22 protein-coding genes are annotated in these 19,819 nt (G+C 70.4%); 13 read left to right on the top strand and 9 right to left on the bottom strand.

Going from position 1 to position 19,819, the window contains the following annotated elements:
- Positions 1-37: 37 nt before the first annotated feature.
- A complete protein-coding gene (locus AC2D9U_RS04605; protein ID WP_484746880.1) occupies positions 38-949 on the bottom strand; it encodes a LysR family transcriptional regulator in 912 nt (303 codons plus the stop codon).
- Positions 950-1,036: 87 nt separating this feature from the next.
- On the opposite strand from AC2D9U_RS04605, the gene AC2D9U_RS04600 reads away from it, so the two are divergent.
- Positions 1,037-2,017: an NAD(P)-dependent alcohol dehydrogenase gene (locus tag AC2D9U_RS04600; protein WP_484746879.1), complete on the top strand. Its 981-nt coding sequence runs from the start codon at positions 1,037-1,039 to the stop codon at positions 2,015-2,017.
- Between the two features lie 4 nt (positions 2,018-2,021).
- Here AC2D9U_RS04600 and AC2D9U_RS04595 read toward each other — a convergent pair whose 3' ends face one another.
- The 3 genes from AC2D9U_RS04595 to AC2D9U_RS04585 all read right to left on the bottom strand — a co-directional run bounded on the left by AC2D9U_RS04595 (position 2,022) and on the right by AC2D9U_RS04585 (position 4,100).
- Complete coding sequence (locus AC2D9U_RS04595; RefSeq protein WP_484746877.1) at positions 2,022-2,519, bottom strand: cupin domain-containing protein; 498 nt, start codon at positions 2,517-2,519, stop codon at positions 2,022-2,024.
- 58 nt (positions 2,520-2,577) lie between these two features.
- On the bottom strand, positions 2,578-2,961 hold the full coding sequence (locus AC2D9U_RS04590) for a hypothetical protein (RefSeq protein ID WP_484746876.1): 384 nt from the start codon (positions 2,959-2,961) through the stop codon (positions 2,578-2,580).
- A gap of 134 nt (positions 2,962-3,095) precedes the next feature.
- Positions 3,096-4,100 (bottom strand): Bug family tripartite tricarboxylate transporter substrate binding protein, encoded by a 1,005-nt coding sequence (locus AC2D9U_RS04585; protein ID WP_484746875.1) that lies wholly within the window; start codon positions 4,098-4,100, stop codon positions 3,096-3,098.
- Between the two features lie 372 nt (positions 4,101-4,472).
- Here AC2D9U_RS04585 and AC2D9U_RS04580 point away from each other — a divergent pair, with 372 nt between their 5' ends.
- From AC2D9U_RS04580 to AC2D9U_RS04560, 5 genes are all read left to right on the top strand, one after another.
- Complete coding sequence (locus tag AC2D9U_RS04580) at positions 4,473-6,329, top strand: ribonucleoside-diphosphate reductase subunit alpha (protein ID WP_484746873.1); 1,857 nt, start codon at positions 4,473-4,475, stop codon at positions 6,327-6,329.
- Positions 6,326-6,523, top strand: a complete 198-nt coding sequence (locus AC2D9U_RS04575; RefSeq protein WP_484746871.1) for a hypothetical protein — start codon at positions 6,326-6,328, stop codon at positions 6,521-6,523. Before AC2D9U_RS04580 ends, AC2D9U_RS04575 begins: the two co-directional genes overlap by 4 nt.
- A gap of 24 nt (positions 6,524-6,547) precedes the next feature.
- Positions 6,548-7,618 (top strand): ribonucleotide-diphosphate reductase subunit beta, encoded by a 1,071-nt coding sequence (locus AC2D9U_RS04570; protein WP_484746869.1) that lies wholly within the window; start codon positions 6,548-6,550, stop codon positions 7,616-7,618.
- Between the two features lie 63 nt (positions 7,619-7,681).
- Complete coding sequence (locus AC2D9U_RS04565) at positions 7,682-8,368, top strand: SCO family protein (RefSeq protein ID WP_484746868.1); 687 nt, start codon at positions 7,682-7,684, stop codon at positions 8,366-8,368.
- A gap of 214 nt (positions 8,369-8,582) precedes the next feature.
- Entirely contained in the window at positions 8,583-8,789 is a 207-nt protein-coding gene (locus AC2D9U_RS04560) for a hypothetical protein (RefSeq protein WP_484746867.1), read from the top strand.
- A gap of 6 nt (positions 8,790-8,795) precedes the next feature.
- Here AC2D9U_RS04560 and AC2D9U_RS04555 read toward each other — a convergent pair whose 3' ends face one another.
- The 3 genes from AC2D9U_RS04555 to maiA form a co-directional block, all read right to left on the bottom strand.
- Positions 8,796-9,785 (bottom strand): substrate-binding domain-containing protein, encoded by a 990-nt coding sequence (locus AC2D9U_RS04555; RefSeq protein WP_484746866.1) that lies wholly within the window; start codon positions 9,783-9,785, stop codon positions 8,796-8,798.
- Positions 9,786-9,856: 71 nt separating this feature from the next.
- Positions 9,857-10,828, bottom strand: a complete 972-nt coding sequence (locus tag AC2D9U_RS04550; protein ID WP_484746865.1) for a Bug family tripartite tricarboxylate transporter substrate binding protein — start codon at positions 10,826-10,828, stop codon at positions 9,857-9,859.
- Positions 10,829-10,881: 53 nt separating this feature from the next.
- The gene (gene maiA / locus AC2D9U_RS04545; protein WP_484746863.1) at positions 10,882-11,532 is read right to left on the bottom strand and encodes a maleylacetoacetate isomerase; all 651 of its coding nucleotides are present in this window, start codon (positions 11,530-11,532) and stop codon (positions 10,882-10,884) included.
- Positions 11,533-11,630: 98 nt separating this feature from the next.
- Here maiA and AC2D9U_RS04540 point away from each other — a divergent pair, with 98 nt between their 5' ends.
- Entirely contained in the window at positions 11,631-12,578 is a 948-nt protein-coding gene (locus AC2D9U_RS04540; RefSeq protein ID WP_484746862.1) for a 4-hydroxy-tetrahydrodipicolinate synthase family protein, read from the top strand.
- 284 nt (positions 12,579-12,862) lie between these two features.
- Here AC2D9U_RS04540 and AC2D9U_RS04535 read toward each other — a convergent pair whose 3' ends face one another.
- Positions 12,863-14,098, bottom strand: a complete 1,236-nt coding sequence (locus tag AC2D9U_RS04535; protein WP_484746860.1) for an ABC transporter substrate-binding protein — start codon at positions 14,096-14,098, stop codon at positions 12,863-12,865.
- 145 nt (positions 14,099-14,243) lie between these two features.
- On the opposite strand from AC2D9U_RS04535, the gene AC2D9U_RS04530 reads away from it, so the two are divergent.
- The 6 genes from AC2D9U_RS04530 (at position 14,244) to AC2D9U_RS04505 (ending at position 19,245) form a co-directional block, all read left to right on the top strand.
- Complete coding sequence (locus tag AC2D9U_RS04530; protein WP_484746859.1) at positions 14,244-15,245, top strand: NAD(P)H-quinone oxidoreductase; 1,002 nt, start codon at positions 14,244-14,246, stop codon at positions 15,243-15,245.
- Positions 15,246-15,264: 19 nt separating this feature from the next.
- The gene (locus AC2D9U_RS04525) at positions 15,265-15,978 is read left to right on the top strand and encodes an SDR family NAD(P)-dependent oxidoreductase (protein WP_484746857.1); all 714 of its coding nucleotides are present in this window, start codon (positions 15,265-15,267) and stop codon (positions 15,976-15,978) included.
- The gene (locus AC2D9U_RS04520; protein WP_484746856.1) at positions 15,975-16,172 is read left to right on the top strand and encodes a hypothetical protein; all 198 of its coding nucleotides are present in this window, start codon (positions 15,975-15,977) and stop codon (positions 16,170-16,172) included. The genes AC2D9U_RS04525 and AC2D9U_RS04520 overlap by 4 nt, the downstream gene beginning before the upstream one ends.
- Positions 16,173-16,185: 13 nt before the next feature.
- Entirely contained in the window at positions 16,186-17,538 is a 1,353-nt protein-coding gene (locus tag AC2D9U_RS04515; protein ID WP_484746854.1) for an NAD(P)H-dependent oxidoreductase, read from the top strand.
- Positions 17,539-17,620: 82 nt separating this feature from the next.
- Positions 17,621-18,484 carry a DMT family transporter gene (locus AC2D9U_RS04510; protein ID WP_484746852.1) on the top strand — a complete coding sequence of 288 codons (864 nt, stop codon included), beginning with the start codon at positions 17,621-17,623 and terminating at the stop codon, positions 18,482-18,484.
- Positions 18,481-19,245, top strand: coding sequence for an alpha/beta fold hydrolase (locus tag AC2D9U_RS04505; RefSeq protein ID WP_484746850.1), 765 nt, complete (start codon positions 18,481-18,483; stop codon positions 19,243-19,245). Before AC2D9U_RS04510 ends, AC2D9U_RS04505 begins: the two co-directional genes overlap by 4 nt.
- On the opposite strand, the gene AC2D9U_RS04500 is transcribed toward AC2D9U_RS04505, so the two are convergent.
- On the bottom strand, positions 19,223-19,816 hold the full coding sequence (locus AC2D9U_RS04500) for an HD domain-containing protein (protein ID WP_484746848.1): 594 nt from the start codon (positions 19,814-19,816) through the stop codon (positions 19,223-19,225). The two genes, AC2D9U_RS04505 and AC2D9U_RS04500, sit on opposite strands and share 23 nt — an antisense overlap.
- Positions 19,817-19,819 lie beyond the last annotated feature (3 nt).

Here is a 19,819-nt window from a genome sequence, read left to right as displayed (position 1 = left end):
CTCGTTGCCGGGAGGGTCACAGAAGTGGTTGATGCAGTCAACCAATACCGCGTGGCCGCAGGATCCCGGCAAGCTCTTCGGCCAGCAGGTCGAAGACCACGCGCAGGCGGCGGCTGGTGTGGAGTTCGCGATGCGTGGCGAGCCAGACGGGAAAGGTGATGGGCGGCGCCTCGGGCAGCACGCGGCGCACGGCGGGCTCGGCATCGCCCAGCGCCTCCGTGATGAAGCCGATGCCCAGGCCCTGCTTCACCAACTCCCAATGCACCAGGTGGCTGTCGGCCTGCACCGGCAGCTGCGCGGCGGTGAGGTCGAGCCCGAAGGCGCGCATGCCCTGCAGGAATTCGGCGGGCGGGCCGAAGGCCACGAAGTCGGCGGCGGCCAGTTCCGCCCAGCTGCGCGGCGCCCCCAGCCGCGCGATGCAGGCGGGGGTGGCATAGGGCCGCCCCCGATCCTCGCCGAGCTTGCGCGCGATCAGTTCCGGCTCACGCGTTTCGAAGTTGCGGATGGCGATGTCGGCCTCGCGGCGCAGCAGGTCGGCGGTGCGGTTGGTGGCCTGGATCTCCACCGTGATGCCGGGATGGGCGGCGCGCAGCCGGGCGATGATCGGCGGCAGGATATGCGCGGCATAGACCTCGCTCGCGGTCAGGCGGATCGGCCCGGCCAGCACCTGCGAATGGCCCGAGGCCGCCAGGGCCAGGCGCTCCGCCGCCTCGCCCATGCCGCGCAGATGGGCGAGCAGCGCGGCGGCGGCGGGCGTCAGCACCAGGCCGCGGCCGGCGCGCTCGAAAAGGGCGAGGCCGAGATCGGCCTCGAGGGCCGCGATCTGCCGGCCGAGGGTGGGCTGGGTCAGGCCCAGCCGGCGTGCGGCGGCGGAGAGGGAGCCGGCCTCGGCGGTGGCGAGGAAGGCGCGCAGATGGTTCCAGTCGAGGCGGGCGGCGTGGGGATCCATGCGTCCATGTATGGGTGATGGCCGGATTTCGCCAGTGTCCCGGCTGTTTTCGCATGGCTAGACGGGGCCATCCCGAAGGAGACCCCGATGCGCGCCGTGACCTGCCGCCGCTATGGCCCGCCCGATGTGCTGCGGATCGAGGATCTGCCGGTGCCCCGCCCCGGGCCGGGGCAGGTGCTGGTGCGCGTGGCGGCCAGCACCGTGACCTCGGGCGATGCGCGCATCCGCGGCTTTCGCGGCCCGGCGCTTTTCTGGCTGCCGCTGCGCCTCGCCTTCGGGCTGCGCCGGCTGCGCCAGCCGGTGATGGGCATGGAATTTGCGGGCGAGGTGGTCGCACTCGGCGCGGGGGCGCGGCGCTTCCGGCTGGGTGAGGCGGTGTTCGGGATGGCGCTGGGCGGGGCGAATGCCGAGTTCCTCGCCATCGCCGAGGATGCGGCCATTGCCCCCCGGCCGGGCAACCTCACGGCCGAGCAAGCGGCGGCGCTGCCCTTCGGCGCCCTCGCGGCCCTGGACTTCCTGCGCGACGTGGCGCGGGTGCGGCAGGGCGAACGGGTGCTGGTGGTGGGCGCGGCCGGGGCGGTGGGCGTGGCGGCGGTGCAGCTCGCCCGGCATGTCGGCGCCGAGGTCACGGGCCTGTGCAGCGCGGCGAATCTCGACCTCGTCGCGGGGCTGGGCGCCACGCGGGTGCTGGACCGCGCGCGGACGGATATCTGGTCGGGCGAGGAGGCCTATGATTTGGTGCTGGACACGGTGGGCGTGACGCGCCCGGCGGAGGTGCGGCGCGTGCTCTCGCCGGGCGGGCGGCATGTGTTCCTCAGCTTCGGGCATCGCGAGTTGCTGGCGATGCTCGGCAGTTGGCGGCCCTTCGGCGGCGGGCGGCGCGTGCTCTGTGGCTTCTCGCCCGGCCGTGCCGCGGGGCTGCGCGAGATTGCCGGGCTGGCGGAATCGGGCGTGCTGCGCCCGGTGATCGGCCACCGTTTCGCGCTGGAGCGAGCGGTGGCGGCGCATCGCCTGGTCGAGAATGGGCGCAAGCGCGGCGCCCTGGTGCTGACGATCGAGGGCGCCTGAAGGCTCAGCCCGGCGCCTTGTGGATCGGGTCCACCCAGGCCACGGATTCGGGCTTCTCCACCGGCTCGATGTCGAGGTTCACCACCACCGCCTCATTGTCCGAGCGCACGAGCACGCATTCCAGCGTCTCATCGGTGCTGGCGTTGATCTCCTGGTGCGGCACATAGGGGGGCACGAAGATGAAGTCGCCCGGCCCGGCCTCGGCGACATATTCCAGCTTCTCGCCCCAGCGCATCCGCGCCTTGCCGCGCAGGACATAGATCACGCTCTCGAGCGCGCCGTGGTGATGCGCGCCGGTCTTGGCATTGGCGTGGATGTGCACCGTGCCGGCCCAGATCTTCTGCGCGCCGACGCGGGCGAAGTTGATGGCGGCGGCGCGGTTCATGCCCGGCGTCTGCGCCGTGTTGGTGTCCAGGCTGTGGCCCGGGATCACCCGCACGCCGGTGTGCTTCCAGCCATCATCGGGCGGGGCGTGGTGATGCTCATGGCCGTCATGCGGCATTGCGGGGCGTCCTCCATGCAGGTGACCCGCCCATCAAAGCGCCAAAGCGGCGCCGCGGCTATGCCGGTGGCGGCAGCACTGGCAGGGAGGGGACGAATCGCTCGATCAACAGGGCATCGCAGCCCGGCACCGCGATGCGACCGCGCGCGGCCAGCCGCGTGGCGCCATCCGGCCCACGGGCCTGGACATAACGCCAGGCGACCAGCTCCCCGGCCTCGGCCATCTGCCGCGCCAGGCGGTCCAGGTCCGGACCCTGCCCCAGCGCGGCCAGCTCGCCGGGGGTGAGGCCCAGCACGACATCGGCGCGCATCGTCACGAGGCGGAACAGGCGGATCTGCGCTGTCGCCTCGGGGATCAGCTTCAGCCGGCCGGCAGGCGCGATCACGGCCGCGGCCAGCAGGAAGCCGCGCAGCAGCGCGGCGGAAGGGTCAGCTTGCGGCATGGCCGGGGCTCCTTCAGCACCGGCACGCTAGGACAGCGGGATTGCACCTTGATGTCGGCATGTTTCGTCTGTTTCACCCCGGGGGCTCCTGGATGGAGCCCCTCCCCTAGGGCAAGAACGCTGCCGAAAGGTGTCTATTCCCGGATATTCAGGCTGCGCACCAGCGGTACCCAGGTGGCGTTCTCGTCGCGCACATAGGTGGCGAAACGCTCGGGGGTCCAGCCGCGCATGGCGGGTGTGCCGAGCGCGTCGAAGCGGGTGGCGACGGCGGGGTCGGCCAGCGCCTGCTCGGTCGCGGCGGCCATGCGGTCCACGATCGCGCGCGGCAGGCCGGCGGGGCCGAAGAAGCCATACCAGGAATAGGCCTTGAAGCCCGGCACGCCCGCCTCGGCGGCGGTCGGGATGTCCGGGATCATGGCCGAGCGCTCATCGGTGGCGGTGAAGAGGATTCGCGCCGTGCCTCCCTCATGGAAGGGTTTCAGCAGGGCAGGGATGTCCATGCAGTAGTGGATCTCGCCCGATTGCAGCGCGGCGAAGACCTGCCCGCCGCCGCGATAGGGCACGTGCACCACCTCCGCCCCCACCTTCAGCGCGAAGGTGGCGGCCGCGATATGGCCCGAACTGCCCACGCCGGAGGAGCCGAACTGGAAGCGCCCCGGATTCGCCCGCAGCAGGGAGACGAACTCGGTGGCCGTGGTCGCCGCCACGCCGCGCCGGGTGATGGCCATGCAGATCGGCACGAAGACGGTGGGGGCGATCGGCGTCAGGTCGCGGATCGGGTCGAAGGGCATCGGCGCCGAGAGCCCCGGGGCGAGGCCGAGCGGCGAGAGGGTGGTCAGCAGCAGGACATCGCCATTGGGCGGCAGCTTGGCCACATAGTCGCTGCCCACCACGCCGCCCGCGCCCGGGCGATTCTCGATGACCACGGGCTGGCCCAGGATCTCGGCCAGCTTGGGGGCGAGGATCCGGGTGGTCACATCCGTGCCGCCGCCGCTGCCGAAGGGCACGACGATGCGGATGGGCCGGCTGGGCCAGGGGGCGCTGCCGGGCGTGGCCACCTGGGCGAGGGCCGGGGCGGCGAGCAGCGTGGCCGGCCCGGCGGTGAGCAGGTGGCGGCGCGTGGGGCGGGTCAGGGTCATGGCGGCTGTCTTTTTCCTGCGGCGGAGCAGGGATGATGCGTCCATCCGGGCCTGGGCGGAAGGCTCTGCCTGTGGATCATGTGGACAGCGGGGATGGCGGCAAATCGGGGCTTTCACGCCGCTTCAGGCGGCCCCAAGACTGGTCTTGTCGTGAAGGGGCGGCGGGCGCATTTACCCGGCGCTCATGAACGAAACCGGAACTCCGTGGCTGTGGACAACTTCCGCGGAAAAAATCAACAGGCGATATGCATGGCCGATGTGGTGTGCAGGCGAGTGTTGCAACACTACATCTTGTAGCGGTGACCCAGGCCGGCGCATTCTCCGCCGCATGGGGGAGTCGCCCCGCTTCGGGGCCGCATGAGGGGGTTCGTCGTGTTTGATGCAGTTCAGCTTGAAGGCCATGGCCAGGTCCGGATCGATCGGTCGCGCGACGCCGCGCTGACCGACTTCGGCAAGGCCACGCTCGACGACCGCTATCTGCTGCCGGGCGAATCCTACCAGGATCTCTTCGCGCGCGTGGCCTCGGCCTATGGCGACGACGCGGCGCATGCCCAGCGCATCTATGACTACATCTCGAAGCTGTGGTTCATGCCGGCCACGCCGGTGCTCTCCAACGGGGGCACGACGCGCGGGCTGCCGATCTCCTGCTTCCTGAACGAGGCCAATGACAGCCTGGAGGGCATTGTCGGCCTGTGGAACGAGAATGTCTGGCTGGCGGCCAAGGGCGGGGGCATTGGCAGCTACTGGGGCAATCTGCGCGGCATCGGCGAGAAGGTGGGCCGCAACGGCAAGACCTCGGGCGTCATCCCCTTCATCCGGGTGATGGACAGCCTGACTCTCGCCATCAGCCAGGGCTCGCTGCGCCGCGGCTCGGCCGCCTGCTACCTGCCGGTGAACCACCCCGAGATCGAGGAATTCCTCGAGATGCGCCGCCCGACCGGCGGCGACCCGAACCGCAAGGCGCTGAACCTGCACCACGGCGTCTTCCTCTCGGACGCCTTCATGCGCGCGGTCGAGAATGACGAGGAATGGGCGCTGGTCTCGCCCAAGGATGGCGCGCTGATGCGCAAGGTCTCCGCGCGCAGCCTGTGGATCCGCATCCTCACGGCGCGCATCGAGACCGGCGAGCCCTACATCGTCTATTCGGACCATGTGAACCGCGCCCGGCCGGAGCACCACAAGCTGGCGGGGCTGGAGGTCAAGACCTCGAACCTCTGCTCCGAGATCACGCTGCCCACCGGCATCGACCAGCACGGCATGGAGCGCACCGCGGTGTGCTGCCTCTCCTCGCTCAACTGCGAGACCTGGTTCGAGTGGAAGGACGATCCGCGGTTCATCCCGGACGTGATGCGCTTCCTGGACAACGTCCTGCAGTCCTTCATCGACACCGCGCCCGATTCCATGGCGCGCGCGCGCTATTCGGCGATGCGCGAGCGCTCGGTGGGCCTGGGCGTGATGGGCTTCCACTCCTTCCTGCAGGCGCTGAACGTGCCCTTCGAGAGCGCGATCGCGAAGGTGTGGAACAAGAAGATGTTCAAGCACATCCGCGAGCAGGCGGATGCGGCCTCCCGCCAGTTGGCGGAAGAGCGCGGGCCCTGCCCGGATGCCGCCGAATACGGCATCATGGAGCGTTTCTCGAACAAGATCGCGATCGCGCCGACGGCCTCGATCAGCATCATCTGCGGCGGCGCGAGCCCGGGCATCGAGCCGATCGCGGCCAATGTCTACAACCACAAGACGCTCTCGGGCAGCTACATCGTGCGCAACCCGCACCTCAAGCGCGTGCTGGCCAAGCATGGCCGCGACGATGAGGAGACCTGGACCTCGATCACCGTCAGCAAGGGCAGCGTGCAGCACCTCGATTTCCTGACGCAGCAGGAGAAGGACACCTTCAAGACCGCCTTCGAGCTCGACCAGCGCTGGGTGGTGGAACATGCCGCGGACCGCACGCCCTATGTGTGCCAGTCGCAATCCGTGAACGTCTTCCTCGCCGCCAACGTCTCGAAGCGCGACCTGCACCAGATCCACATGATGGCGTGGAAGAAGGGCGTGAAGTCGCTCTACTACTGCCGCAGCCTGTCCATCCAGCGCGCGGACACGATCAGCGAGAAGGTGGTCGGCCAGGGCGATGTGATGACGGCGCACAAGGACGATGCGCCGCGCCAGCTGAACCTGACCCCGCCGCCGGCGACCTCCAACAACTACGAAGAATGCCTCGCCTGCCAATGAATCTTCTCGAGGCCTCCTCACATGCGAAGGTGCAGCTGCTGGCCGCGCGGCAAAGCGCCGCGCAGCGTCAGCTCGACCTGCTGCTGGACCTGCGCGGCCCGGTGACCGAGGTGCGGCGGCTTGTCGCCGACCTCGACCGGATCGCCGAGGATCTCGCCAAGACCCTGCGCGCGCCCGACGCGCGCGAAACCTGAACACTTTCCAAGCCGAGACCGACAATGCCTGACGATTCGATCCCCAAGGGGCAGCTCTCGCCCCTCGAACTGCCGGTGAAGTTCGACCTGCTGACCGCGAACCCGGTCTACAAGCCCTTCCGCTATCCCTGGGCCTATGAGGCCTGGCTGCAGCAGCAGCGCATCCACTGGCTGCCGGAGGAAGTGCCGCTCGCCGACGATGTGAAGGACTGGCAGAAGAATCTCTCGGCCAGCGAGCGCAACCTGCTCACCCAGATCTTCCGCTTCTTCACCCAGGCGGATGTCGAGGTGAACAACTGCTACATGAAGCACTACGCCCAGGTCTTCAAACCGACCGAAGTGCTGATGATGATGTCGTCCTTCTCGAACACCGAGACGATCCACATCGCCGCCTATTCGCATCTCCTCGACACCATCGGCATGCCGGAGATCGAATACACCGCCTTCCTCAAATACAAGGAGATGAAGGACAAGTACGACTACATGCATTCCTTCTCGGTCGAGAACAAGACCGAGATCGCCAAGACGCTCGCCGCCTTCGGCGCCTTCACGGAAGGCCTGCAGCTCTTCGCCTCCTTCGCCATCCTCATGAACTTCCCCCGCTTCAACAAGATGAAGGGGATGGGGCAGATCGTCTCCTGGTCGGTGCGCGACGAGACGCTGCACTGCCTCTCCGTCATCCGCCTCTTCCGCACCTTCGTGCAGGAGAATCCGGAGATCTGGACCGAGGAGCTGAAGCGCGACCTCTACCTGATCTGCTCGACCATCGTGGACCATGAGGACGCCTTCATCGACCTCGCCTTCGAACTCGGCGGCGTGCAGGGCCTCGATGCCGCTCAGACCAAGGCCTATATCCGCTTCATCGCGGATCGCCGCCTGACGCAGCTCGGCCTCGAACCGCTCTACCGGATCGAGAAGAACCCGCTGCCCTGGCTGGATGAGATGCTCAACGCCATCGAGCACACCAACTTCTTCGAGAACCGCGCCACCGAATACTCGCGCGCCAGCACCACCGGCACCTGGGAAGAGGCCTTCGGGGATTCCACCTTCTCCACCGCCCAGCCCGAGGGTGAAATCACGCTCTCGCGACATTGAGATGGCACGCCCCGCCCGTGCCTTATGGACGGCGCGGGCGGGGCGGCTTATCTCGCGCGCATCATGCTGATCCTGATCCGCGCCTTCGCTCTCCTGCTCATCCTGCTGCTTGGCGGTGCCTGGGGCTTCGCCTGGTTCGGCCGCGCCGAGGGTGAGAGCGTGGCAGATGCCTTCCTGCGCCAGACGGCCATGGTCTTCGGCGGCGATGCGCCGGCCGCGCCCTCCGCCGGGGGGGTGCAGCTGCCCCAGGGGATGACGCTTGGCGGCCCCTTCAGCCTGACGGATCACACCGGCCGCGCCGTGACCGAACGCGACTTCGCCGGTCGCTTCCTGCTGGTCTATTTCGGCTTCACCTATTGCCCGGATGTCTGCCCCACCGAACTCGGCATCGTCGCCGCGGCGCTCGACGTGCTGGAAGAGCAGGGCGAGCGGGTGACGCCCATCCTCATCACCATCGATCCCGAGCGCGATACGCCCGAGGCGCTGGCGGATTACGTCAGCCGCTTCCATCCGCGCATGATCGGCTTGACCGGCACCGAGGCGCAGATCGCCGCCGTCGCCCGTGCCTATCGTGTCTTCTACGCCCGCGTGCAGCGCCCGGAGATGACCCAGTACCTGATGGATCACTCCTCCTTCATCTATCTCGTGGGGCCGGAGGGGCGCGTGCGCGCGCTGTTCCGGCCCGAGACCTCGCCCGAGGCGATCGCGGAGACGGTGCGCGGCCAGTTGCGTGCAGGCCGCCCGGGATAGAGGGGCGCGCCCTGGTGTGGCGAATCAGGCCCTCTTCATGGCTTGTTGTTTGGTGAGGGTTTCGGGCAAGCCAAGGCCCGGTTATGGTAGGATCGAAAAGCGCGTCGAGTCGCGCAGAGGGGTTGTGTTGTCGATGTCTGACGAGGATCGTGACTCCAGCGGAGGCCGGGATGGTGGACGCGCGGGCGGCACGCCTCCTCGGCATACGCGCCGCTTGTCCGACAAGATCCTGATCGCCTTCCACCATGCCTGCGACCAGGGCGACTATGAGGTCGCCGAGGAGCTTCTGCGCATCCTCGAGATGATGCTGACCCGCCGCCCTGTCGCCCCCGATGTGAACCGCCGCAAGAACATGGAAAGCCTGGTCGCGGCACATGAGCGCCTCTGGCTGCTGCGCCACCCGGACACCAACGAGGCCTGAGCGCCTTCAGCTTTCCAGCGTCGCCGGGTCGAACAGCTCTTCCGGCGTGACAGCCCGGCGCGACAGGTGTTGCGCGTGCGACCAGCGGCAGATCGCCGCCAGCTCCGCCCGGTTCGCCGCCATCCCATAGGGGTAGGGCTCGGGGCCGAGCATCGCCTCCATCGCCGCCCATTCCTCCGCCAGGAAGGGCAGCACCGTGGCCGGCGAGGATGAGGAGAGCTTCGCCCGCCATTCCGCCAGCGCGAGACGCTTCGACTCCGAGAAGGCCGCGAGCAGCGCCGTGCCCAGTCCGGGGTCGCGCGCCAGGACGTCGCGGCGGATGCCCATCACATGCATGATCGGGAAGAAGCCGGTGCGCCGGTGGAAGGCGATGGCGGCCGCGCGCGGATCCGGGAACAGGCGCACCACGCGCGGGTCGCCCGCGGTGAAGGCCTCGGGCGGGGTGGGGGAGAAGATCGCGTCGATCTCGCCCGCGAGCAGCGCGGCATTGAGCGTGCTGCCCGGCGGCAGCGGCGCCACATCCATCTCCGGCGGCAGTTCCAGCGGCAGGCGTTCCCGCCGCCCGGCCTGGTTGGTGCCGGCGGTGCGGTAGCGGATGGCGTTCACCGCCACCCCATGGTCGTCGGCCAGGATGCCGCGCAGCCACAGCCCCAGTGTCATCTGGTATTCCGGGATGCCCACAAGCCGGCCTTCCAGGTCGCGCGGCGTGGCGATGCCCGCATCCGCGCGCAGATAGATGCAGCCATGGCGGAAGGCGCGCGCGACGAAGATCGGCAGCGCCACATAGGCGCCCTCGCCGCGCGAGACCTGGAGGATCTGCGAGCTGAGCGAGAGTTCCGTCACGTCGAATTCCGCGCGCGTGACAGCGCGCGGGAAGCTCTGTTCGGAGGGCATCGGCACCGCGATCACCCGCGCCCCCGCCACCGCCACACGGCCATCGAGGAGGGGAACGACGCGGTCATAGGCGCCGCAGGCCAGCGTGATGGTGATTGTCATGGCGCCGCCGATTCAGACGTCCGGCGCTCGCGGGCGCAGCGCCGGCTGCGCCCTTCCGTCATCGGCGGCATTCAGTCCGCCTTGATCCCGGCGCGCGCGATCAGCACGCGGAAGCGGTCGAGCTCGGCGGCGATCAGGGCGCGGAACTGCTCGGGCGTGCGCGGGGCGGCGTCGGCACCTTCCATGGTCAGGCGCTGGGTCAGCTCCGCATCGCCGAGCAGCCCGTTCACCGCCGTGTTGATGCGGACCACGACCTCACGCGGCGTGGCGGCGGGGGCCACCAGCCCGTGCCACTGCACCATCTCGAAGCCGGGCAGCGCGCCGGCCACCGGGGCGATGCCGGGCAGGGCGGCGGAGGGGCCGGCGGCACTCATGCCGAGCGCGATCAGCTTGCCGTCGCGCGCCGCGGGCAGCACCACCGGCGCGCCGGCGAAGCTGCACTTCACGCGGCCCGCCAAAAGATCCGCCAGCATCAGCCCGTTGCCGCGATAGGGCACATGGGTCAGCTCGATCCCGGCCGCATCGGCGAAGGCGGCCATGGTGATGTGCGACGCCGCGCCATTGCCTGCGCTGCCGTATTCCAGCGTGCCCGGCCGCGCCTTGGCGAGCGCGATGAACTGCTCGACCGTGCGCGCCTCGACCGAGGGGTGCACCACCAGCACCGAGGGCAGGGTCGCCACCAGCGCGACAGGCGCGAAGTCGCGCAGCACGTCATAAGGGTTGTTGGGGTAGATGAAGGGGTTCACGGCGAGCGTGCCGACATGCCCCCACATCAGCGTATGCCCATCCGGCGTGGCGCGGGCCACCGCGGCCGCGCCCACCGTGCCGCCGGCGCCGCCACGGTTCTCGACCACCACGGGGTGGCCGTTGAGGGCGGCCTGGAGCTTCTGCGCCAGCGGCCGCGCCAGCAGGTCGTTCGACCCGCCAGGCGGGAAGGGGACGACGATGGTGATGGGGCGCGACGGCCATGCAGGCTGGGCCAAGGCGGGGGCGGCGAGCGGCAGCAGGGCGGTGGCACGGATAAGGCTGCGACGGGTGGTCATGGGCTTTCTCTCCGGCGGTTTCGCGCAGCTTTACGCCGCAGGGCGGGCGAGGGCTACTCCGCGTCCGCCTGCGCGCCGGGCGCCGCCTCGGCGAAGGCGGGCAGGGCGTTGCATGCCGCCTCCACAGCCAGCACGCGCGGATAGGCGCTGAGGTCGGTGCCGAAGCGCCGGGCATTGCCGAGCTGCGGCACCAGGCAGCAATCCGCCAGCCCCGGCGTGTCGCCATGGCAGAAGCGGCCCGTCTGCGCCTCGCCGAGACGCACCTCCAGGGCGGCGAGGCCGAGGCCGACCCAGTGGCGCACCCATTCGTCGATCGCCGGCTGCTCCTGACCCAGGCTGTGCTTGAGGTATTGCAGCACGCGCAGGTTCTGGATCGGGTGGATGTCGCAGGCCACGATCTGCGCCAGCGCGCGCACCCGTGCCCGGCCCCAGGGATCCGCGGGCAGCAGCTTCGCGCCCGGCTGCGTTTCCTCCAGCCATTCCAGGATCGCCAGCGACTGCGTCAGCACACCCATCCCCGGCACCTCCAGCGCCGGCACCAGCCCTTGCGGGTTCAGCGCCATGAAATCCGGCGCGGATTGCTCTCCCTTGCGCAGATGGCGGAAGGCGTGGGCATGCGCCACACCCTTCAGGTTCAGCGCGATCCGCACCCGCCAGGCGGCGGAGGAACGGAAATAGCCGTGCAGCAGCAAGCTCTCGGTCATGCCTTGGTCTCCCTCGCCTGATCTCGCGGCGCGCTGCATCCCCTGTCAATCGGCGCGGCGCTTTGCTAGGTCTTGGGCACGCAACGCGGAGCAGCCTGATGTCGAAGATGCGGATCGAGGGGTCCTTCGTCGCCCTCATCACCCCCTTCAACGCCGATGGCAGCGTCGATTTCGGCGCCTTCCGCACGCTGCTGGACTGGCACGCGGCGAACGGCACCTCGGCCGTGCTGATCATGGGCTCGACCGGCGAGGTCTCGATGCTGGCGCCGGAGGAACGGCGCGAGATCGTCGAGCGCACGGCGGCCATGAAGGATGGCCGCATGAAGCTCTTCTATGGCTGCACCGGCACTTCGACGGCGGCGACGATCAAGTATCTCCAGCACGCCAAGGCGTCGGGCGCCGATGGCGCGATCCTGGCCGCGCCCGCCTATATCTGCGCGCCCGAGGACGACATCGAGGCCTATTTCGCCGAATGCGCCGATGCGGTGGAACTCCCCATCGGCATCTACAACAACCCGCCGCGCGTGAAGTCCGACCTGCATTGGGACCATCTGCTGCGGCTGATGAAGCACCCCAACATCGTCGTGCTGAAGGAAAGCACCACCCGCGTCGGCCAGGTGGCGCAGGTCTGCGCCGCCGCGCCCGATGCGACGATCATGTGCTGCGACAGCCCGAACCTCGGCCTGGTCGTGCCCACCATGTCGCTCGGCGGCCACGGCACGGCGAACATGACCGGCAACATCGACCCCGCCGGCATGGCGCGACTCTCCACGCCCTGGACCACGCCGGCGCAATCCGTGGTGTTCCGGGAGACCTATCTGCGCCTGCTGCCGCTGCTGCACTTCACCTACAGCGCCATCAACCCGGTCGCCGTGAAGTCGCTGATGAAGGCGGTGGGCCTGCCGGCGGGCGATCTCCGCCGGCCGCTGACGGGCCTCAAGCCCGATCACCTGGCGCGCGGCGTGGCGATCGTGCAGGCGCTGGGCCTCGACAAGCAGTATGGCTGGCGCCTGCCGGGCAGCCCGCTGGCGATGGCGGCGGAGTAAACCTCTGGAGCAATATGCGTTCAGATGGGTCGCGGCACTGCCGCGACGCTGAACGCATTTATTGCTCTAGATTCAATGATTTCCAGAGCACGAGCTGCGTTGATCAGAACGCAGCCTGCTCTAGGGCCTGTGGACAGTTGGGGCCGGGATGCGGCCGGCGAGGGATTTTTTGCGCTGGGAAGGCGGACAGCGGAGCCGATGGCTATCCATCGGCGAGCATGGCCAACGCACCCAGCGCGAAAAAGCGCCGCCGGATGCGCCCGTAAACCAATTGTCCACAGGCCCTAGGGGCCCAGGCGGGGCACCAGCTCCGCCGTCGCGGCCGCGCTCGGCCCCACCACCATCTGGCGCGGTCCCTGCGCGGTCGCCTGCCACTGGCAAAGCACCGGCTTCGCCCGCGTGTTCTGCCCGCGCTCATCGAAGCGCGCGCCCCAGCCGGTCGCGCTCCCGCCCTCGGGCACATCGAGCGCCAGCACCGCCGCGCGTACCCGGTCGCGCTCCGTCGAGCCGGCGCGCGCCAGCGCCTCGAGGAACCAGCGCGCCCCGACCCAGGCGGCGAGGCTGTGGCCCGAGCGCGGCTCAGCGCCGTAGCGGCGCAGATAGGTCTCGGCGAAGGCCGGCGCGCCGGGGGCGTGGCGTTCATGCACGGCGAAGGGCGTGAAATCCGCACTCATCGCGCCGAGGAAGGCATCGCCCAGGCTGCGCGCATTCTCCGTCACGCCGTAGCCGCCCGCCGTGCCGATCACCATGCGTGGCCGCCAGCCGGCCTCGCGCAGGGCGCGGAACAGCAGCACCTCATCGCCCGGCGCGCCGGCATGCAGCACGATGTCGGCCTCAAGCCCGCGCAGCCGCTGAACCACCGCACCGAGATCCGCCGCGCGCGAGGCATAGGCCACGCGCTCCACCAGGTTCAGCCCCTGGGCGCGGATCATCGCCTCCTGCGCGGTGGCCACGGATTGGCCCCCGGCCGCCTCCTCATGCGCGATGGCGAGCTTCAGTTGGTCCGCGGCCCGGCCGAAGGCAGGGGCGAGCAGCCCGGTCACGGCGCCGAGCGTTGTCTCGGCGAAATCCGCGGCGCGCGGCGAGGCACGGAAGAGAAAGCGGAAGCCGCGATCCATCACCGCATCGGCCAGGGCGGCGAGTTCGAAGAAGGGCACGCCCGCCAGCTCCGCCGCCTGGCTGGCCGGCAGGGCGATGGCCGAGGCAAAGCTGCCGAACAGCACCGCCACCCGGTCATTGCCGGCCAGCAGGCGCCGCGCCTCGGTGGCGGCGGTCATCTCGTCCGGCGCGTCGGTGCGCAGCAGGCGCAAGGGCCGGCCGAACAGCCCGCCCGCCGCCTGGCGTTCCTCCACGGCCAGCTCGAGGCCGCGGAAGCTCTCATCGCCGAGGAAGCCGAGCGGGCCGGAGACCGGGAAAAGCCCGCCGATCCGCAGCTCGGCCGGCGCCTGCGCGCCCGCCGGCCCCGCGACCAGCGGCACAAGCCCGACTCCCAGCACGGCCCTGCGGCCGATCCGCGGCATGCCCTCTCCTGTCCTCGCGAAACCGTGCGGCAGGGTCCCACGCGGCGCGACAGGCGTGCAAGCCTCGGGCCTGTGCAACCGGGCGCGGGTTGACGACGCGCGGCCCCGCATGGTCCCTGCCGGCCAACAGGATACGGAGCGGATCATGGCGGCCATCCCGGCGGCAATGCGATTCATCGCCCATGGCGCGGGCGGCGGGCCCGAGGTGCTGACCCTCGCCACCGGCCCGGTGCCGCAGCCCGGGGCGGATGAGGTGCTGATCAGGGTCGAGGCGGTGGGCGTGAACCGCCCCGACGTCGCCCAGCGCAGCGGCAGCTACCCGCCGCCGCCTGGCGCCAGTCCGCTGCTCGGCCTGGAATGTGCCGGCGAGGTCGTGGCGCTGGGCGCGGCCGTGACGCGCTACCGCCTGGGCGACAAGGTGACCGCCCTGACCAATGGCGGCGCCTATGCCGAGTACTGCGTCGCACCCGAGGCGCAGGCGCTGCCCTGGCCGCGGGGCTTTGACGCGCTGCGCGCCGCCGCCCTGCCGGAGACCTACTTCACCGTCTGGGCCAATCTGTTCGGCCATGGGCGCCTCGCGGCCGGGGAGAGCGTGCTGATCCATGGCGGCACCTCGGGCATTGGTGTGACGGCCATCCAGCTGGCCAAGGCCTTCGGCGCCACGGTGCTGGCGACCGCGGGCAGTCCGGAGAAGGTGGCGGCCTGCCTGAAGCTCGGCGCCGATGTGGCGATCGACTACCGCGCCCAGGATTTCGGCGAGGCGGTGAAGCAGGCAACCGGCGGCAAGGGTGTGGATGTCGTGCTCGACATGGTCGGCGCGCCCTATTTCGCGAAGAACATCCGCGCCCTGAAGCTGGACGGAAGGCTGGTGATGATCGCCTTCCTCAACGGCCATGTGGCCGAGAGCGTGGATCTGCGCCCCATCATGGTGAAGCGCCTGACGGTGACGGGCAGCACGATGCGCCCGCGCACAACGGCCGAGAAAGGGGCGATCGCCGCCGCGCTGGCGGCCAAGGTCTGGCCCCTGCTGGAAGCCGGGCAGGCCGGGCCGGTGATCCACGCGACCTTCCCGCTCGAAGGCGCGGCCGAAGCACATCGATTGATGGAAAGCAGCGCGCATATCGGTAAGATCATGCTGACATTCTGAGACTCAGAAGCGAGGGCGGGTGCTGGATTTCGAGGACAAGACCGTTCTGCTCAGCGGCGCGTCGGGGGCGCTGCCCCTCGCGGTGGCGGGCATGTTCGCCGATTACGGCGCCTCGCTGCTGCTGGTGGACCCTGCCCAGGCGCCGCTCACCCGGTTGCGGCCGCGCCTGCGCCGTGCCGCCGGGGTGGTGTTCGCGAAGCTCGATCTGCGGGATCCGGCACAGGTCGATGCCGCCTTCGAGATGGGCCGCGACCAACTCGGCGGCGTCGATATTGTCGTCACCGGCACTTCGCTCACCCTCGACGGGCCCAAGGATGAAGGCGACGAGGCGGCCTGGCGCCTGGGCTTGCGCGAATCCGTGGAGATCATGGTGCTGGTCAATCGCGCAGCCGCCAGGTTCCTGCGGCCCGAGGGCCAAGTTGTGAACATCCTGCCGGTCGCCGAGCAACCCGGCGCCGTGCCGCACCCCTCCCTGGCCGGGGCACGCGGCTATGCGCGGGACTTCACCATCGCGCAGGCGCGCGAGATGGCCTTGCGGGGCTTTCGTGTGAATGGCGTGGCGCCACGCCCCGTGCCGGCCAAGGCGGATGTCCCGGGCGGCGCGCGCGGCGCGCTGGCGGAAGGGGTGGCCGGTGCCGTGCTGCTGCTGGCGAGCCCCCTGGCCAGCCACATCAACGGCGTGATCCTGCCGGTGGATGACGGGATCGGCGAAGGGGCGCATTGGCGCCGATGATCGGCCTGCCGCTGATCGCCCTGGCCCTGCTGATCGCCTGGCGCGGCAGGCGGTTGGGCGATCCCTGGCTGCGGGCCGGCTCCCAGGGCGCGGCGGTGCTCGGCGCGGCGGCGGGCACCATCCTGCTGCTGCGCCGTCCCGGCTCGGCCTGGCCGCTGCCCGGCTATCGCCAGCGCCGCTGGTACCAACCCTGAGAGAGACCGCACCATGAACCTGCATCGGATGCTCGCCCGCCGGGCAGCGGAGGGAAGGCCGGTGCGCGTCGCCGTCATCGGCGCGGGCAAGTTCGGCTCGATGTTCCTGCACCAGGCGCGGCGCACGCCGGGGCTGCATGTGCTGGGCATCGCCGACCTCTCCATCCCCCGCGCCCGCGCGGCGCTGGCGCGCATCCACTGGCCCGAGGAAGCCGGCCAGGCGCGCGACGCGAACCATGCCTGCGCCACCGGGGCGACCTGGCTGACCGAGGATTCGCGGGCGCTGATCGAATCGCCCCAGGTCGAGGTGGTGGTGGAAGCCACCGGCGACCCTGCCCATGGCCTGATCCATGCCCGCCACGCGCTGCGCCACGGCAAGCATGTGGTGATGGTCAACGTCGAGGCCGATGTCCTGGCCGGCCCGCTGCTGGCGCGCGAGGCCGCGGCGGCGGGCCTTGTCTACTCCATGGCCTATGGCGACCAGCCGGCCCTGGTGGCGGAGATGGTGGACACGCTGCGCGCCGGCGGATTCAGCGTGATCGCCGCCGGCAAGGGCACGAAGTACCTGCCGGCCTATCACGCCAGCACGCCCGAGACGGTGTGGGACTTCTACGGCCTCAGCGCCGCCCAGGCCGAGGCCGGGGGGATGAACCCGCGGATGTTCAACTCCTTCCTCGATGGCACGAAGTCAGGCATCGAGATGGCGGCGATCGCCAATGGCACGGGCCTTGCGCCGCCCGAGGATGGCCTTGCCTTCCCGCCCTGCGGCACCGCCGGCCTGCCCGACCTGCTGCGCCCGCACAATGAGGGCGGCATCCTGGCGCGCAAGGGCGTGGTGGAGGTGATCTCCTCCCTCACGCGGGACGGCGCGGAGATCCCCGACAACCTCCGCTGGGGCGTCTATGCGGTGTTCGAGGGCGAGACCGAGTATGCCCGGCGCTGCTTCGCCGAATACGGCGTCGCCACCGATTCCACCGGTCGCTACGCGGCGCTGTGGCGGCCCTATCACTTCATCGGACTTGAGCTAGGCGTGTCGGTCGCCTCGGCGGCGCTGCGGCGCGAGGCCACCGGCAGTCCCGAGACCTGGGCGGCGGATTGCGTGGCAGTGGCGAAGCGCCCGCTCCGGCGCGGCGAGATGCTGGACGGGGAGGGGGGCTCGACCGTCTGGGGCAAGTGCATCCCGGCCGCGCGGTCGCGGGCCGAGGCCGCGGTGCCGATCGGCCTGGCCCATGGCGTGGCGCTGGCGCGCGACGTGGCGGCGGGCGCGATGCTGACCGAGTCCGACCTCCAGCCCCGCACCCCCCAGGGCGCGGCGGCCGAGGCGCTGGCCATCCGGGCGGCGATGCTGGCGGGTTTTCCGGGCTGAGGCTCACGATTTCGTGAACTTCATGAAGATGGTGACGGCAAGCGGCTTTCCCCGGCGCCTGCCGAGGGTATAGCCTGCCGGCATGCCCATGGCTTCCGCCTTTCGGCTGCTTTTCGCAGCCGTCATCCTGTTCGGCGGTGCCTGGCCGATCACGAAATTCGCGCTCGACGACGCCACGCCGCTGTGGTTCGGCACGGGGCGCGCCGGGCTGGCCGCCTTGGTGGCGGCGCTGCTGCTGGCGGCGCTTGGCCGGCTGCGCCTGCCCGCGGCGGAGGATCGCATCGCGGTGCTGTTCCTGGGCGTCTTCCAGCTCGGCGGCTTCTTCGCGCTGACCCATGTCGCCGTCTCGATGGTGCCGGCGGGGCGCACCGCGGTGCTCTCCAACGTCGTGACCTATTGGCTGATCCCGCTTTCGGTGCTGGTGCTGGGCGAGAAGGTCTCGGCGCGACGCTGGCTGGCGGCGGGCATGGGATTGGCCGGGGCTGCGGTGCTGATCGGTCCCTGGGCAGTGGATTGGCAGGAGCGGGAGGCGCTGGTCGGCCATCTGCTGTTGGTGCTGGCCGCGCTGCTCTGGACCTTCGCCATCATCGCCAGCCGCAAATGGCCGCCCAAGACCCCGATGTTCGACCTGCTGCCCTGGTGCTTCGGCATCGGCACGCTGGTGCTCATCCCCTGCGCCCTGTGGTTCGAACCAGATGGTGGCGTCGGCCCCGGGGGCTGGATCCCGCTGGCCTATATCGGGCTGATCGCCGCCCCCATCGGCACCTGGTGCGTGATCGAGGCGGGGCGGAAGCTGCCCGGGGCGGTGGCCTCGGTGGGCTTCCTGATGGTGCCCGCCTTCGGCGTGCTGGTCTCCACCCTCTGGCTGGGGGAACCGCTGGGCTGGGATGTGATCGTCGGCGGGTTGCTGATCGTGGCCTCGGTCGTGCTGGCGGCCTTCGGATGAAGCTCGCCGTCACAGAGCTGGGCGAGGGCCCGCCCCTGGTGCTGCTGCACGGGCTGTTCGGCGCGCGGCAGAATTTCGGCGCGGTGCAGAAGGCGCTGGCGGGCGATGGCTGGCGGGTGATCGCGCTCGATCTGCGCAACCACGGCGCCTCGCCGCACGCGACCGGCATGGCCTATCCCGACATGGCGGCCGATGTGGCGGAGACGCTGCAGGGCCTGGGCGCCTGGCCGGCCACGGTGCTGGGCCATTCCATGGGCGGGAAGGTGGCGATGGCCCTCGCCCTGGCGCGTCCCGAGGGCATCGCAGGGCTGATCGTGGCGGATATCGCGCCGGTGACCTATCCCGCGCCGCTCTTCGCCGAATACCTCAACGCCATGCGCGCCATGCCGCTGGCGCCGGGGCTGACGCGGCGGGAGGCCGATGCGGCGCTCGCCCTGGCCGTGCCGGTGCCCGCCCTGCGCGCCTTCCTGCTGCAGAACCTGGTCTTCCCCGAGGAGGTGCCGCGCTGGCGCATCGGCATCGGCGAGATCGCCGCTGGCATGCCCGAGATCGCCGGCTGGCCGGCGCTCGCGGGGCGCTATGCCGGGCCGACGCTGGTGCTGGCCGGCAGCCATTCCCCCTATATCCGCCCCGAGCACCACGCGCTGTTCCGCGCGCTGTTCCCGGCGGTGCGCTTCGCCACCATCGCGGCGGGGCATTGGCTGCATGCCGAGAACCCGGCGGCCTTCCTGGAGGAAGTCAGGGCGTTCCTGGCGGGCTGAGGGCGTCCTCGGCCAGGCGCGCGCGCGTCGCCGCATCGAGGCTTTCGCGCAGCCGCGCCAGCAGCGGCTCCACCGCCGTCTCGGCCCGGCCATAGCCGAGGTTGTAGGCGAGGTCGAAGCCGGGCGGGTTGCGGCCCTGGCTGTGCTGCAGGATCGTCTCCAGCTTGTCGAGGCCCTTGGCGAGCCGCGCCTCGCGCGTCGTCGCGGCCTCGTATTCCTCCCACAGGCCGAGGATCTCGGCGCGGGCGGGCGCCGGCAGGGGCGCGGTCAACGCCTGCATGGCGGCCCGCTCGGCGGCGGATTTGTCGGGCGCGCTGTCCTTGGCGGGGGCGGGAATGTCGCCGGTCAGCGCCTCCGCCAGGTCATGCACCAGGCAGATCCGCATCAGGCGCGCCGCATCCACGCCCGGCAGCGCATCACCCAGCAGCAGGGCGAAGAGGCAAAGCCGCCAGCTGTGCTCGGCCGTGCTCTCCTGCCGCCCGCCGGCGGTGTGGCCGCTGCGCAGCGTGTCCTTCAGCCGCTCCGTGGTGCGGAGGAAGGCGAGCCAGCCCGCGACCGCCGCATCCGTCATGGC

This window comes from Roseomonas sp. TF40 (assembly GCF_057219975.1).
The sequence above is the reverse complement of the archived record's forward strand: the minus strand, read 5'-3'. Positions and strand labels throughout refer to the sequence as shown.

Bases quoted from the DNA above. Each gene is read 5' to 3' on its own strand.
- AC2D9U_RS04605 (WP_484746880.1), bottom strand. From the start codon at position 949: ATGGATCCCCACGCCGCCCGCCTCGACTGGAACCATCTGCGCGCCTTC.
- AC2D9U_RS04500 (WP_484746848.1), bottom strand. From the start codon at position 19,816: ATGACGGATGCGGCGGTCGCGGGCTGGCTCGCCTTCCTCCGCACCACG.
- AC2D9U_RS04505 (WP_484746850.1), top strand. From the start codon at position 18,481: ATGAAGCTCGCCGTCACAGAGCTGGGCGAGGGCCCGCCCCTGGTGCTG.
- AC2D9U_RS04550 (WP_484746865.1), bottom strand. From the start codon at position 10,828: ATGACCACCCGTCGCAGCCTTATCCGTGCCACCGCCCTGCTGCCGCTC.
- AC2D9U_RS04515 (WP_484746854.1), top strand. From the start codon at position 16,186: ATGAACCTGCATCGGATGCTCGCCCGCCGGGCAGCGGAGGGAAGGCCG.
- maiA (WP_484746863.1), bottom strand. From the start codon at position 11,532: ATGACCGAGAGCTTGCTGCTGCACGGCTATTTCCGTTCCTCCGCCGCC.
- AC2D9U_RS04590 (WP_484746876.1), bottom strand. From the start codon at position 2,961: ATGCCGCAAGCTGACCCTTCCGCCGCGCTGCTGCGCGGCTTCCTGCTG.
- AC2D9U_RS04535 (WP_484746860.1), bottom strand. From the start codon at position 14,098: ATGCCGCGGATCGGCCGCAGGGCCGTGCTGGGAGTCGGGCTTGTGCCG.
- AC2D9U_RS04585 (WP_484746875.1), bottom strand. From the start codon at position 4,100: ATGACCCTGACCCGCCCCACGCGCCGCCACCTGCTCACCGCCGGGCCG.
- AC2D9U_RS04565 (WP_484746868.1), top strand. From the start codon at position 7,682: ATGCTGATCCTGATCCGCGCCTTCGCTCTCCTGCTCATCCTGCTGCTT.
- AC2D9U_RS04600 (WP_484746879.1), top strand. From the start codon at position 1,037: ATGCGCGCCGTGACCTGCCGCCGCTATGGCCCGCCCGATGTGCTGCGG.
- AC2D9U_RS04595 (WP_484746877.1), bottom strand. From the start codon at position 2,519: ATGCCGCATGACGGCCATGAGCATCACCACGCCCCGCCCGATGATGGC.
- AC2D9U_RS04555 (WP_484746866.1), bottom strand. From the start codon at position 9,785: ATGACAATCACCATCACGCTGGCCTGCGGCGCCTATGACCGCGTCGTT.
- AC2D9U_RS04520 (WP_484746856.1), top strand. From the start codon at position 15,975: ATGATCGGCCTGCCGCTGATCGCCCTGGCCCTGCTGATCGCCTGGCGC.
- AC2D9U_RS04510 (WP_484746852.1), top strand. From the start codon at position 17,621: ATGCCCATGGCTTCCGCCTTTCGGCTGCTTTTCGCAGCCGTCATCCTG.
- AC2D9U_RS04530 (WP_484746859.1), top strand. From the start codon at position 14,244: ATGGCGGCCATCCCGGCGGCAATGCGATTCATCGCCCATGGCGCGGGC.
- AC2D9U_RS04570 (WP_484746869.1), top strand. From the start codon at position 6,548: ATGCCTGACGATTCGATCCCCAAGGGGCAGCTCTCGCCCCTCGAACTG.
- AC2D9U_RS04540 (WP_484746862.1), top strand. From the start codon at position 11,631: ATGTCGAAGATGCGGATCGAGGGGTCCTTCGTCGCCCTCATCACCCCC.
- AC2D9U_RS04575 (WP_484746871.1), top strand. From the start codon at position 6,326: ATGAATCTTCTCGAGGCCTCCTCACATGCGAAGGTGCAGCTGCTGGCC.